The sequence below is a fragment of the Ruegeria sp. F11 genome (genome assembly GCF_056533855.1).
The window spans coordinates 1-14181 of the sequence record NZ_JBQFOW010000005.1 but is presented as its reverse complement, the minus strand read 5'-3'; the positions used below and the strand labels follow the sequence as shown (position 1 = coordinate 14181).

General features: G+C 61.0%; 11 protein-coding genes. 7 read left to right on the top strand and 4 right to left on the bottom strand.

What is annotated here, in order from left to right:
- Positions 1 to 93: 93 nt before the first annotated feature.
- Both ACR0NJ_RS07610 and pepN read right to left on the bottom strand, forming a co-directional pair.
- Positions 94 to 522: a hypothetical protein gene (locus ACR0NJ_RS07610; protein ID WP_480816532.1), complete on the bottom strand. Its 429-nt coding sequence runs from the start codon at positions 520 to 522 to the stop codon at positions 94 to 96.
- Positions 519 to 3071 carry an aminopeptidase N gene (gene pepN, locus ACR0NJ_RS07605; protein WP_480816531.1) on the bottom strand — a complete coding sequence of 851 codons (2553 nt, stop codon included), beginning with the start codon at positions 3069 to 3071 and terminating at the stop codon, positions 519 to 521. The genes ACR0NJ_RS07610 and pepN overlap by 4 nt, the downstream gene beginning before the upstream one ends.
- 188 nt (positions 3072 to 3259) lie before the next feature.
- Between pepN and ACR0NJ_RS07600 the strand changes: the two genes are divergently transcribed.
- The 3 genes from ACR0NJ_RS07600 (at position 3260) to ACR0NJ_RS07590 (ending at position 6861) form a co-directional block, all read left to right on the top strand.
- Positions 3260 to 5419: a malate synthase G gene (locus tag ACR0NJ_RS07600; RefSeq protein ID WP_480816530.1), complete on the top strand. Its 2160-nt coding sequence runs from the start codon at positions 3260 to 3262 to the stop codon at positions 5417 to 5419.
- Positions 5420 to 5455: 36 nt separating this feature from the next.
- Positions 5456 to 5881 carry a GlcG/HbpS family heme-binding protein gene (locus ACR0NJ_RS07595; RefSeq protein ID WP_480816529.1) on the top strand — a complete coding sequence of 142 codons (426 nt, stop codon included), beginning with the start codon at positions 5456 to 5458 and terminating at the stop codon, positions 5879 to 5881.
- Positions 5882 to 6081: 200 nt separating this feature from the next.
- Positions 6082 to 6861, top strand: a complete 780-nt coding sequence (locus ACR0NJ_RS07590) for a gamma-glutamyl-gamma-aminobutyrate hydrolase family protein (protein ID WP_480816528.1) — start codon at positions 6082 to 6084, stop codon at positions 6859 to 6861.
- Between the two features lie 40 nt (positions 6862 to 6901).
- Here ACR0NJ_RS07590 and ACR0NJ_RS07585 read toward each other — a convergent pair whose 3' ends face one another.
- Entirely contained in the window at positions 6902 to 9142 is a 2241-nt protein-coding gene (locus ACR0NJ_RS07585; protein ID WP_480816527.1) for a xanthine dehydrogenase family protein molybdopterin-binding subunit, read from the bottom strand.
- Positions 9143 to 9145: 3 nt separating this feature from the next.
- Positions 9146 to 9610 (bottom strand): (2Fe-2S)-binding protein, encoded by a 465-nt coding sequence (locus ACR0NJ_RS07580; RefSeq protein ID WP_480816803.1) that lies wholly within the window; start codon positions 9608 to 9610, stop codon positions 9146 to 9148.
- A gap of 99 nt (positions 9611 to 9709) precedes the next feature.
- Between ACR0NJ_RS07580 and ACR0NJ_RS07575 the strand changes: the two genes are divergently transcribed.
- From ACR0NJ_RS07575 to ACR0NJ_RS07560, 4 genes are all read left to right on the top strand, one after another.
- Positions 9710 to 10288, top strand: coding sequence for a TetR/AcrR family transcriptional regulator (locus tag ACR0NJ_RS07575; RefSeq protein WP_480816526.1), 579 nt, complete (start codon positions 9710 to 9712; stop codon positions 10286 to 10288).
- A 146-nt stretch (positions 10289 to 10434) separates the two neighbouring features.
- A complete protein-coding gene (locus ACR0NJ_RS07570) occupies positions 10435 to 10884 on the top strand; it encodes a methyltransferase family protein (protein WP_480816525.1) in 450 nt (149 codons plus the stop codon).
- A 129-nt stretch (positions 10885 to 11013) separates the two neighbouring features.
- Positions 11014 to 12585, top strand: coding sequence for a Re/Si-specific NAD(P)(+) transhydrogenase subunit alpha (locus ACR0NJ_RS07565; protein WP_480816524.1), 1572 nt, complete (start codon positions 11014 to 11016; stop codon positions 12583 to 12585).
- Positions 12586 to 12598: 13 nt separating this feature from the next.
- A complete protein-coding gene (locus ACR0NJ_RS07560) occupies positions 12599 to 14050 on the top strand; it encodes an NAD(P)(+) transhydrogenase (Re/Si-specific) subunit beta (protein WP_480816523.1) in 1452 nt (483 codons plus the stop codon).
- The last annotated feature ends 131 nt before the right edge of the window (positions 14051 to 14181 follow it).

Below are 14181 nucleotides of genomic sequence, written 5' to 3'. Positions count from 1 at the left end.
TAAACTTTGGCCGCTATCCCCGCCCAAATCAAGTTAAATACGGGAGATTGCACAAAAATGCGGCCCAATGTTGCGGACCCGAGGGGGATCGTTTCAGAAAACAGTGAAATGATGCCGTTTGACGCGAAAGCCCGCCTGCTGCAGCACATCTTCGAACGCACGGTGGTGGGGAATCGACTCGTCCGGAAGGCGAACGCGCTTTCCGTTGGTCAAAACCATCGAAACGCGGACCGAGAAATCCCAGCGGGTGTCGAAGCGGAAGAAATCCACGTCGCTCAGGTCGATCTGGCCCTGCCGTTTGCCGGAAAACCAGTGTAGCTGCTTCTGATCCAGTTGCAGTCCTGCGCTGCTGTTCTGGAACACGTCCCAGACCGCAGGCAGAGTGGTCAGGGCCAACGCCCCGACAATCCACCATGTGGCGTCAAACAGGATCACCAGCGCCAGCAAGGCGGCATAGACCCCGATCAGGATGAACACTGTGCGCGAGTTCCTGTGGTGGCGCGTGAACGTGTAGGGGGTCATGCGCCGAGGATACGGGACACCATCTCGGTCGTGTCGCGCGACAGGTTTGGTGTTTCCGCGATACGCGTGAGTTGCGCGCGCATCAGGTCTTGCCGCCCAGCGTCATAGCGTTTCCAGGTTTGGAAGGCCGAACACATCCGTGCAGTGGTCTGCGGGTTCACCGGGTCCAGCCGGATCAGCCAGTCGGCCAGCACCTGATAGCCCGCGCCATCCGCCTGATGGAACCCGGCATGGTTAATCACCAGCCCGCCCATCACGGCCCGGAAACGGTTGGGGTTCTTCCAATTGAAATCGGCATGCTCGGTTAGGCGGCGCGCGGTTTCGGGTGTCGCTTCGGGCGCGGCCATTGCGACCTGCAGGCCGAACCATTTGTCCATCACAAGTCGGTCATGTTGCCACTGATCGTAGAACGCGTCCAGTTCCGACTCACCCTTGCGGGCGCGCAGCAGGCAGGACAGGGCGGTCAGTTGCAGGGTCATGTTGTCGGCTTTGGCATAAGCCTCGGCCGCCATCGCCCCACCATCCAGCCGCGAGGTCAGGGCCAGCGCCGCGCTGCCCAAGGCGCGTTTGCCCGATTGGTCGGCGTCGGGCGCGTAGGGGGCTTCGACCAACGCCTCGCTATGCAGCCTTGGCAGCAGGTCCTGCATGCGCTGCGCGGTTGCCTGCCGAAGGGTTTCCACGGCGGTCCAGATCGCCATCGGGTCGGGCGTGGTGCCCCCTTCGTGCAGGGCCGCGGCCAGTTCCGATTGGGTCGGCAGACCCAGCATCAGGGCGCGATAGGCCGGGTCCAGCGTCGTGTCGCGCAGAACCGCCAGCAACCCGTCCAGATATTCGGCGTCCGGGGTGGCCTCATCCGTGATCGTGTGCAGTAACGTGTCCTGCGCCAGCGACCGTCCGGCCTGCCAGCGGTTGAACGGATCGGTGTCATGGGCAAGCAGGAAGGCGCGTTCGGCATTCGAAGGGTTATGCTCAAGGATCACCGGGGCTGAAAATTCCCGCAGGATCGAGGGCACGGGTTTGGCGGCCAACCCGGTGAAGGTGAAGCTCTGCTGCGCTTCGGTCAGTTCCAGCACTTGCGTTTCGCGCACCTCATCCCCATTGGGGCCCAGCAGGCCAACGGCGACCGGGATCACCTGCGGCTGCTTGCTGTCCTGACCGGGCGTAGGCTCAGTGCGCTGGCCAAGGGTCAGGGTGTAGGTGCCATCAGCCCAGTCCTCAGACACCGTCACCCGAGGCGTGCCGGATTGGCTGTACCAGCGCTTGAACTGGCTCAGATCGCGGCCTGTCGTATCCTCGAACACCTTTATCCAGTCCTCGATAGTGCAGGCCTGCCCGTCATGGCGGTCGAAAAAAAGGTCTAGCGCCTTGCCATAAGCCTCATCCCCGACCAGACGTTTTAGCATGCCGATGACCTCGGCGCCTTTCTCGTAGACGGTTGCGGTGTAGAAGTTGTTGATCTCCTGAAAGCTCTCGGGCCGCACCGGGTGGGACAGCGGGCCATTGTCTTCGGGGAATTGCCGCGCGCGCAGGTCGATGGCGTCGTGAATACGTTTGACCGGCGCTGAGCGCATGTCGGATGTGAACTGCGCATCGCGGAACACGGTCAGACCCTCTTTCAGGCAAAGTTGGAACCAGTCGCGGCAGGTTATGCGGTTGCCGGTCCAGTTGTGGAAATACTCATGCGCGATGATCGCCTCGATCCGTTCAAAGTTCGCATCGGTCGAGATTTCTGGGCTGGCCAGCACAGCCGAGGAGTTGAAGATGTTCAGTCCTTTATTCTCCATCGCGCCCATGTTGAAATCGTCGACGGCCACGATGTTGAACACGTCCAGATCGTATTCGCGGCCATAGACGTCCTCATCCCATTTCATCGATTTCTTCAGCGCCTCCATGCCAAAGGCGCATTTGCCTTCATCCCCGGGACGAACCCAGAGGTTCAGTTCGACCTCGCGCCCCGACTTGGTGGTGAACTGGCCGGGATGGGCAAGCAGCTCGCCTGCGACCAGTGCGAAAAGGTAGGCGGGTTTGGGCCAAGGGTCGGTCCACTCGGCCCAGCCATCGCCCTTGCCCGAGGGGTTGCCGTTCGACAGCAGCACCGGCAGATCGCCGTTGATGCGCACGGTGAAGGTGGACATCACATCGGGGCGGTCGGGGTAATAAGTGATCTTGCGGAACCCTTCAGCCTCACACTGGGTGCAATACATGCCGTTCGACATATAAAGCCCTTCGAGTGCCGTGTTGTTGCCGGGATCGATTTCGACTTCGGCCTCCCAAACAAAGGGCGCGACAGGCACACCGACAGTCAGGCCTTTGTCGGTGACATCCGGCGTGATCTCGGCCCCGTCAATTGACGCACGGATCAGGGTCAGGTCTTCGCCATGCAGGAAGAATGTCTTGTCGGTCGCTTCGGGGTTGGGTCGGAAAGCGATGCGCGAGGTGACGCGCGTGGCGTGGGCTGCCAGATCGAAGGTCAGATGCACGCTGTCCACCAGATAACCAAAGGGCGTGTAGTCTTTCAGATATATCGTTGTGGGGGCAGCGTCGCGCATCGGGGGCCTCGCATCGGTTGGGGTTTGGCGCGACGTTATGGGGATCGGGGCAGGGCTGCAACCGTCAGAACGTACGCGACTTTGGTAATATTTTTTGACCAAATATCCAGCGGTAATGTTGCCTATCGGAAACTTTCGTCCTAACTGATGAGCGCATACAATCGCACACAAAGCGGGAGAATCGGAACATGAGCGGCAGAATAAGCCGGAACGGGCTGCAGATTGCTGAGGAACTGGTGGATTTCATCGACACGCGGGCCTTGCCGGAAACCGGTGTGTCGTCCGAGGCATTCTGGGCGGGGCTTGCCCGCATGGTGGAAGAGCTGGGGCCGAAAAACCGCGAATTTCTAAGCAAACGTGCAGATATCCAAAGCCGCGTCGATGCCTGGCACGAGTCTCGCAAAGGGCAGGCGCATGATGACGCTGCCTACAAGGCTTTCCTGCAAGAGATTGGTTATCTGGTCGACGAAGGCCCGGATTTTCAGATCGAGACCGCAAATGTCGACCCCGAGATTGCGCTGACGCCCGGACCTCAGTTGGTGGTGCCGATCACCAATGCCCGCTTTGCGCTGAACGCCGCCAATGCGCGCTGGGGCAGTCTGTATGATGCGCTATATGGCACTGATGCGATGGGCGATCTGCCCGAGGCGGGCGGGTATGATCAAGCGCGCGGCGCGCGGGTGATCGCGTGGGCGAAAGCGTTTCTGGACGATGCTGTACCGCTGGGCGAAGGGTCTTGGGCGGACGTTTCTAGTGTGAGCGTTGCCGACGGCGCGCTCACCCCGGCTCTGGCCGATCCGGCGGCCTTTGCAGGCTTTGGCGGGGCGGCTAAAACCCCGGACTTCGTGCTGCTTAAGAACAACGGTCTGCATATCCAGATCATGATCGACCCCAGCAGCGATATCGGTGCCTCGGACCCGGCAGGCATTGCAGATGTACGTTTGGAATCTGCCCTGTCCACCATCATGGACTGCGAGGATTCCGTGGCCTGCGTCGATGCCGCCGACAAGGTGGTGGCCTATGGCAATTGGCTGGGCCTGATGCGCGGCGATCTGGCCGAAGAGGTCACGAAAGGCGGCAAAACCTTCACCCGCAAGCTGGCAGGCGACGTGGCCTATACCACCGCTGGCGGTGAACAGGCCACGCTGAAGGGCCGCTCTCTGATGCTGATCCGCAATGTGGGCCACCTGATGACCAACCCCGCCGTTCTGGACGGGGAAGGCAATGAGATCGGCGAGGGGCTGATGGATGCGCTCTGCACCACGCTGATCGCGATGCATGATCTGAAACGCGCGGGCGGCAACTCGGTCGAGGGATCGGTCTATGTGGTCAAGCCCAAGATGCATGGCCCCGAGGAGGTCGCGTTCTCGGTCGAAATCTTCGACATGGTCGAAGAAATTCTGGGCCTTCCGCGCAACACCGTGAAACTGGGTATCATGGATGAGGAGCGTCGAACCTCGGTCAACCTGAAAGAGTGCATCCGGGCGGCGAAATCGCGTGTGGCCTTTATCAACACCGGGTTCCTGGACCGGACCGGGGATGAGATTCATACCTCGATGGAAGCCGGGCCGATGCTTCCGAAGGGCGACATCAAGAACACGCCGTGGATCGCGTCCTACGAGGATCGCAATGTCGATATCGGTCTGGCCTGCGGGCTGAAAGGTAAGGCGCAGATCGGCAAGGGCATGTGGGCCATGCCGGACCGGATGGGCGATATGCTCGAGGCCAAGATCGGCCACCCGATGGCGGGCGCGACCTGCGCATGGGTACCGTCGCCGACCGCTGCAACCCTGCACGCGACGCATTATCACAAGGTGGATGTGCTGGCCCGTCAGGACGAGCTTGCCGCCGGTGGCGCACGCGGCACGTTGGCGGATTTGCTGACCATTCCGCTGCTGGGTGGGCGCAACCTTGGGGACGAGGAAATCGCGCGGGAAGTTGAAAACAACGCGCAGGGTATTCTTGGATATGTCGTGCGCTGGGTCGATCAGGGTGTCGGTTGCTCGAAAGTGCCCGATATCAACGACATCGGCCTGATGGAGGATCGTGCCACCTGTCGGATCTCTTCGCAGGCGCTGGCCAACTGGCTTCATCACGGCATCGTTGATGAGGCGCAAGTGATGGCCGCGATGCAAAAGATGGCCGCCGTTGTCGATCAGCAGAACGCGGGCGATCCGGGGTACATGCCAATGGCCCCTGCCTTTGACGGCATCGCTTTTCAGGCGGCCTGTGATCTGGTGTTCAAGGGGCGGGTTCAGCCCTCGGGCTATACCGAGCCCGTATTGCACGCGCGCAGGCTGGAACTGAAGGCAAGCGATCAACCGGCAGATCAAAAGGTCAGTGCGTAACGCCGACATCAACCACTCCGGCAAGAGGAAGCCCATATGACAGTGTCACTGCGCAAGGCGCGAACAATCATCCGGAAAGCCCTTGAAAAAGGGCGAGAGATGGAGCTGAAACCCTTGTCCGTCGTCGTTCTGGACGCAGGCGGCCATGTGATTGCGTTCGAGCGAGAGGACGGGGCCGCGCCCGGTCGGTTCGCGATTGCGCAGGGCAAAGCTTACGGCTCGGTCATGTTGGGCATGGCAGGCACCGCGCAGATGCAACGGGCCGAGGCGCAGTCTTATTTCATGGCCTGCGTGAACGGTGTCTATGGCGGTCAGGTGGTGCCGGTGCCGGGGGGCGTTTTGTTGCGCAACCGCAAGGGCGATATCATCGGTGCGGTGGGCGTAACCGGAGACACATCCGACAACGACGCGATTGCGGCAATGACCGGAATTGAGGCAGCTGGCCTGGCAGGTGAGATTTAATCTCTGACCGCCTATTGCGGGACGGTTTCCTGAGTTTTCGATGAATTTGGGAACTATTTTCCAGTATCGAGCGCAAATTTAGAACGGTGCGTGCAAATTCGAACACGTTCCTGCGCTATGGCGCAGGGCGTGTTCTGTTGCACGTTCCCGACTCTGCAGATAGCTTTCTTGCTAATCAAGTTAACTGCAAGGAAAGCGGAATGGCTCGGCCCGTCGTCGGAATTATCGGCAACTCTTACCTGATGAACGATCAGTATCCGACGCATGCGGGCGGAACGATGAATTCGGATGCGGTGGCCAATGTGTCCGGATGCCTGCCGCTGCTGATCCCGGCCGATCCGCGGTATGTCGCGGTCGATGAGTTGCTCGAGGTTTGCGACGGCTTCCTGCTGACTGGCGGGCGGCCCAATGTGCACCCCGAGGAGTACGGCGAAACCGCCACCGACGCGCATGGCGATTTCGACCGGGCGCGCGATGCGATTACGCTGCCGCTGGTCCGGGCCTGTGTTGAGCGTGGCCAGCCCTTCATGGGCATTTGCCGCGGCTTTCAGGAGGTCAACGTGGCGATGGGCGGGACGCTCTATCCCGAAATCCGGGACCTTCCGGGCCGGATGAACCACCGCATGCCCCCCGATGGCACGCTGGAGGAAAAATTTGCCCTGCGCCACGTGGTGTCGCTGACCGACGGTGGCGTGTTTCACCAGTTGTTCGGCGCATCCGAGGTGATGACCAACACCCTGCACGGGCAGGGTATCAAGACCATCGGCCAGCGCATTGTGATTGACGGCCACGCGCCCGACGGCACGCCCGAGGCGATGTATATCAAGAGTGCGCCCGGCTTTACCTTGTCGGTGCAGTGGCACCCCGAGTGGGACGCAATCAACGACCCGGTCTCGCGCCCACTGTTCAAGGCGTTTGGCGAAGCCGTGCGGGCGTGGTCAGCAGGTTCTGGCGCGCGTTTTCTGCAGCAGACCGCATAGCTTAGGCACCGACCCCGGCCGACGTGCCGGTGCGTCGCGATCAGACCAGCAGGTTGAACTGGTGGCTCAACGGCAGGCTGCGGGCGCGTTCTCCGGTCAGATCAAACAGCGCATTGCCAAGCGCGGGCATCGAGGGGGGCGTGCCGGGCTCACCTGCGCCGCCCATATGGCGGTTGGTCTCAAGAACGCGCACCTCGACCTGCGGGGCGGTGTGCATGCGCAGCGCGTCATAGTCGGGGAAGTTGAACTGCTCGACCTCGCCTTCGGCAAAGGTGATCTCACCGAAACAGGCGGCGGACAGGCCGTACATCATGCCGCCGAACATCTGGGCCTTGACGTTTTCGGGATCCAGCGCGATCCCCATGTCGCAGGCAATCCACGCTTTGCTGATGCGGATGGTGCCGTCTTCGTCCACAACCTCGATCACCTGCGCGACGGGCGTGCCGAAGCTGTAGGTGAACGCAACGCCGCGTCCGACGCCATCGGGGGTCTTGCCCGTCCAGCCGGACATGTCGCGGACTGCCTCGAGACACCCGGCAGAGGGCGCGTGTTCGGATTTCATCAACTCCAGCCGAAACTCCAACGGGTCGCGGCCTGCGGCATGGGCCATCTCGTCCATGAAGGTCTCGTGGAAGAACCCGTTATGGCTGTTGCCGACCGAGCGCCAGAACCCGACCGGAACGGCCAGATCGGCGATATGGCCGCTCATGCGGTAATTGGGCACGGCGTAGGGCTGGTTGAAGAACCCTTCGACCAGCACCTTGTCCGGACCCGCGCCGGGCAGGCCGGTGTAGCGCGTCACGGCCTGTTGGGTGCAGGATTGCGACGCGACCTTGCCGTCGATCAGAACCGCCTTGCCGTTCTGCACCGCGCCGCGCATCCGGGCGATTGCGCCGGGGCGGTAGAAGTCATGGCGCATGTCTTCCTCGCGGCTCCAGGTCGTCTGAATCGGCGTGCCGGGGACGGCCATCGCGACCTTGGTGGCAATCTCGCCAAAGTCCAATTCTCCGCGACGGCCAAAACCGCCACCCAGATAGGTGGTGTGGATCTGAACCGCTTCGGTGTCCAGACCGGCGGTATTGGCAACCCGGAACTGGATCAGGGTCGGGGCCTGATTGCCGCACCACAGTTCCAGCGTGTCGCCGGTATAAAGCGCGGTTGCGTTCATCGGCTCCATCGTGGCGTGGGCCAGATAGGGCACCTGGTATTCGGCGGTAATCTCGGTCGCGCCGTCGGGCGTGACACTGACGTCGCCATCATCGCGCATTGTCGAATTGGGGGCGTCGTGGAAGGCCTCGGCGATCTTCGCGAAGATCGCGCCGGTTTCGGGCGGGTAGGGGGCATCGCCCCAGTCAACCTCGATTGCCTCGACCGCCTGATTGGCCAGCCAAGTGTTGGAGGCGATGACCGCGACACCGGTGCCCAGATCGACGATTTTCTCGACGCCGGGCATGGTTTTGGCCGCGCTGTCATCAAAGCCGTTCATCGCGCCACCCAGTTTCGGGTTCATGCGCACGCTGGCGAATTTCATGCCCGGCAGGCGGACATCCACGCCGAACTCGGCGGTGCCGGTGGCTTTTTCCACCATGTCCAGCCGCGGTTGCGTCTGGCCAAGATGCCGCCATTCCGACGGATCGCGCAGCGGGGCCTCGACGGGGTCCAGCAGCGCAACCTCGGCAGCGAGGTCGGTATAAGCAATCCGGGTTCCATCAAGCGCGATCACATGGCCCGAGGCCGTTTTCAACTGATCCCGCTCAACCCCCAACCGATTGGCCGCCGCCTGTTTCAGCGTCTCGCGGGCCGAGGCTCCGGCCTCGCGCATCCGCTCGAACCCGTCCTTCATAGAGGTCGAGCCGCCGGTGACCTGCAGGCTTAGCACCTTGCCGATCCCGCCCAGAGCTTCCCCCAGATTGTGCTGGAAATCCGAGATGTCGTAGCCCTTGTTGGGCAAGCCTTCCCCCACAAGCGCCGAGTTGTAATAGGCCGCAGCCGCAGGGCCGTGCAGGACCTTGATCTGGTCTAGATCCACGTCCAGTTCCTCGGCAATCAGGGCGGCCCATGTGGTTTTGACGCCCTGACCCATCTCGGCGCGCGGCGCAAAGAGCGTGACGCCATTTTGGTCAATCAGAACAAAGGGACTCAGCGCCGCCTCGCCTTCGCCGGGTTTCAGCGGATTCGGGACCGGGCGGTTCACGTAGTACACGCCAAAGGCCACCCCGCCCGCAATCGCGGCAGATCCGATCAGGAAGGTGCGGCGCAGGATTTTACCGATACGGGCCATCGTTTATACCTCTTTCAGCTTGGACGCAGCATCGTGGATTGCAGCGCGGATGCGGGGGTAGGTGCCGCAGCGGCACAGGTTGCCCTGCATGGCGTCGTCGATATCCGCATCCGATGGGGCCGGGTTTTCTGCCAGCAGCGCGGCGGCCTGCATGACCTGGCCGGACTGGCAATAGCCGCACTGTGCCACCTGGTGATCGACCCAGGCCTGCTGGATGGCCGCCATCGCGTCCGGAGTGCCAACGCCCTCGATCGTGGTCACGTCCCCCCAGACATCTGACAGGGCGATCTGGCACGAGCGCACCGCCTCACCATCAATGTGAACCGTGCAGGCCCCGCAGGCGGAAACGCCGCAGCCGAATTTGGTGCCGGTCAGGCCGATCTCGTCCCGCAGCACCCAAAGCAGGGGAACATCGTCAGGCAAGTCTACCTGATGTTGCTTGCCGTTGATTTTCAGGCCCGTCGCCATGGCGCACCTCTCGTAGCTGTAGCTGGTTTCTGACATATTTAGCGCAAAGTGTCAGTATGTCAATTGACAAAATGAACAAAAAGTGTCAGAGGTTTCTTCATGACGGAAACCACTTATGACTCTCGACAAACAGCGATCCTGAACTCGGCCTTTCAGGCCTTTGCGAGCTATGGATTCCGCAAAACCTCGATGGACGACATTGCGCGCGGTGCGGGCATGTCCCGACCCGCCGTCTATCTGCACTACAAGAATAAAGAGGCGATTGTCCGCAAGCTCACCGAACTGCATTACGAGGGGAAGATCGCCGCCGTCAGTCAGGCGCTTGAGCAAGACGGGCCTGTGCCCCAGATTCTGAAAGATGCGGTCGATGCCCAAAGCGAAGGCATGGCCGCCATTCTGGCCTCGCCACACGGGTTGGAGATGCTGGATACCACCAAATCCATGTCGACGGATATTGTCGAAAAGGGCGAGGCAAAGCTGACGACGCTTTATTCCGCGTGGCTGACACGAGAGGCGGCGGCTGGACGGGTGAAGCTGACAGCGGGGCCGGATGAGACCGCTCAGACCATTACTGCCTCGCTCAAGGGCATCAAGTTGACAGCGGCGAGCGCCGAGGAGTTCGAGACGCGAACGGCACAGTTGGCGGCGCTGCTTGGGGCGGGGCTGGAGGTCCGGTAGGTCACTGACGCCGATCAAATCAGACCAGCCAAACGCGTATCCTCGGTGATGCGACATCCTGTTTTTTGCCATTGCGGCCTGAAACCGGTAGGACGTGTCGCAGAAGCGACATGTGCCATGCGTGTCGTCATCCAAAAGGATCGCGCATGCGCCGGATCGACATACCGCCTGTCTGGCTTTTGGGATTTGCCCTGCTGGCCTGGCTGCAGGCAAATTACCTTGGCCTCGGGTTATCCCTGTCAGGCGGCGTCACGCAACTGCTGAGCGGTATTCTAATCGGCGGCGGCATATTGCTTGCCGTGCTTGCCGTTCTGGAATTCCGCCGTCACCGGACCACGGTTATCCCGCACGAAACGCCCTCGGCCATGGTGCAGACGGGCATCTATAAACGCAGCCGCAATCCGATCTACGTGGGCGATGTCCTTATCCTTGCGGGATTGATTTTGCGCTTTGACGCCGTGGTGTCGCTGGTGCTGGTCCCGATATTTGTCTGGGTGCTGGAACGGCGCTTCATCCTGCCGGAAGAGGATCGTTTGCGGCGGACCTTTCGGATGGATTTTGCCAGATACGAACAGCAAACAAAGCGATGGATATGAGGTATGCGACTGATGACCTCATGCGCGAAATGCCGCGCTTGCGAAATAATCTTGCGCGAGATACATGAATGCTTAACAAACAATGCTGACCACCCGCTCGGCCTGAGTGAAAATTAGGGGGAACTGCCAGTGAAGATAGGCACACCGAAGGAAATACTGGACGGAGAGAATCGGGTGGCAATGACCCCGGACTCGGCTGTTCAGCTACAGAAACTGGGTTATGACTGCGCCATTGAGAAAGGTGCAGGTGCCGCTGCTGGCTTTTCCGATGCAGCGTATGAGGCCGTCGGCGTCGAAATCGTCAAAACCGCCGCTTCGCTGTGGAAAACCGCTGACATCGTCGCCAAGGTCCGGGTGCCGACCGAAGTCGAGCTCAAGCGCCTGACCAAGGGCAAGACGTTGATCTCGTTCTTCAACCCTGCGGGGAACGAAGAAGGGATGGAACTGGCCAAATCCAAGGGTGCCAATGTCATTGCGATGGAGATGGTGCCGCGGATCAGCCGCGCGCAGAAGATGGACGCGCTGTCCTCGATGGCGAACATCGCGGGGTATCGTGCCGTTATCGAAGCGGGCAACAACTTCGGTCGTTTCTTCACCGGTCAGGTGACAGCGGCGGGCAAGGTGCCGCCTGCCAAGGTGCTGATCGTCGGGGCCGGTGTGGCCGGTCTGGCCGCCATCGGAACCTCGACCTCGCTTGGTGCGATCACCTATGCGTTCGACGTGCGTCCGGAAGTGGCCGAGCAAGTCGAATCCATGGGGGCCGAATTCGTCTATCTGGACTTCGAGGAAGAACAGCAGGACGGCGCATCAACCGGCGGCTATGCCTCGGTCCAGTCGGAAGAGTTCCGCAATGCGCAGCTGGCCAAGTTCCGTGAACTGGCGCCCGAGATGGACATCGTGATCACCACCGCGCTGATCCCGAACCGCGAGGCTCCTGAGCTGTGGACCAAGGATATGGTCGAGGCGATGAAGCCGGGCTCGGTTATCGTGGACCTTGCGGCTGAAAAGGGCGGCAACTGCAAGCTGACCGTGGCGGATGAGAAGATCGTGACCCCGAATGGCGTGACCATCATCGGCTATACCGATTTCCCCAGCCGGATGGCGGCGCAGTCGTCGTCGCTCTACGCTACCAATATCCGTCATATGATGACTGATCTGACGCCCGAGAAGGACGGGCAGATCAATCACGACATGGAAGATGACGTGATCCGCGGTTCGACCGTGACCTTCGAGGGTGACATCACTTTCCCGCCACCGCCGCCCAAGGTGCAGGCGATTGCGGCGCAGAAGAAACCGGAAGTCAAGGAACTGACCCCGGAAGAGAAAAAGGCGCAGGAAATCGCGGCCTTCAAGGCGCAGACCAAGCAGCAGGTCACTCTGCTAGGGGTCGGTGGCGCGCTGATGCTGCTGGTGGGGCTGGTTGCTCCGGCCAGCTTCATGCAGCACTTCATCGTCTTTGTGCTGGCGATCTTCGTGGGCTTCCAGGTGATCTGGAACGTCTCGCACAGCTTGCACACACCGTTGATGGCGATCACCAACGCGATCTCGTCGATCATCATCGTTGGGGCGTTGATGCAGATCGGATCCGGATCGTTCCTGGTTATTCTGCTGGCGGCGCTTTCCGTGTTTATGGCCGGGATCAATATCTTCGGCGGCTTTCTTGTCACCCGGCGCATGCTCGCCATGTTCCAGAAATCTTAAGGAGGCCGGGTAGATGATTGGCTTCACCACTGCCGCTTACGTCGTTGCGGCTGTCCTTTTCATCCTTTCACTCGGCGGTCTGTCGAACCAGGAAAGCGCCAAGCGCGCGGTCTGGTATGGCATCGTCGGTATGGCACTGGCGGTCTTTGCCACGCTGGTCGGCCCCGGTTCCGGTCTGTGGCTGCTATCGATCCTGCTGATCATCGGTGGCGGTCTGATCGGCCAATACGTTGCGAAACGCGTACAGATGACCGAGATGCCGCAATTGGTGGCCGCGATGCACTCGCTGGTCGGTCTGGCGGCCGTGTTCGTCGGTTTCAACGCGCATTTCGAGATTCAGAATGTTGCCGAGGTCTTTGCCATCGCCGACGCGGCGAAAGAGGTCGAACTGACCGGTCTGGGCGAATTTGCCAAGCTGATCGCAAAGAAGACGCCAGCCGAACTGGCAATCCTGCACGTGGAACTGTTCCTGGGCATCTTCATCGGTGCGATCACCTTCACCGGCTCGGTCGTGGCTTACGGCAAGCTGGCGGGCAAGGTGACTTCGGCGGCAACCAAGCTGCCCGGTGGCCACGCGCTGAATGCCGCGGCGGCCGGCCTCTCGCTGATCTGTCTGATCTGGTACACCAGCTCGGGTGGCTTCTTCCCGTTGCTTCTGATGACGCTGGCGGCGCTGTTCATCGGCTATCACCTGATCATGGGCATCGGCGGGGCCGACATGCCGGTGGTTGTGTCGATGCTGAACAGCTATTCGGGCTGGGCGGCGGCGGCGATCGGTTTCTCGCTGGGCAACGACCTGCTGATCGTGGTCGGTGCGCTGGTGGGATCGTCGGGTGCGATCCTGTCCTACATCATGTGTAAGGCGATGAACCGGCACTTTGTCAGCGTGATCCTGGGCGGCTTCGGCGGCACTTCGGGTCCGCAGATGGAGGTCGAGGGCGAGCAGGTGGCCATCGAAGCCGATGGTGTGGCCGCGGCCCTAAATGACGCTGACAGCGTGATCATCATCCCGGGCTACGGTATGGCGGTTGCGCAGGCGCAGCAGTCGGTTAGCGAACTGGTTCGCAAGCTGCGTGCCGCCGGGAAAGAGGTGCGGTTTGCAATCCACCCGGTCGCCGGTCGTTTGCCGGGGCACATGAACGTGCTGCTGGCCGAGGCCAAGGTGCCCTATGACATCGTGCTGGAGATGGACGAGATCAACGATGACTTCCCGGAAACGGATGTGGCCATCGTCATTGGCTCGAACGACATCGTAAACCCTGCGGCGCAGGAAGATCCCAACAGCCCCATTGCCGGGATGCCGGTTCTGGAGTGCTGGAAGGCCAAGCAGGTTTTCGTATCGAAGCGTGGCCAGGGGACCGGGTATTCGGGCATCGAAAACCCGCTGTTCTTCAAGGAGAACACTCGTATGTTCTATGGCGATGCCAAAGCATCGCTGGACAAGCTGCTGCCAATGATCGACTGATCTTAGGGGTACAATCAAATTGCAAAGGGCGCCCGCAGGCGCCCTTTTCTTATTTATTGTTGGGGGGCTTCGCCCCCCATGACCCCCCACGATTTTTTTGGCCAGATGAAGGAGGCGGGGTGTGGTACATT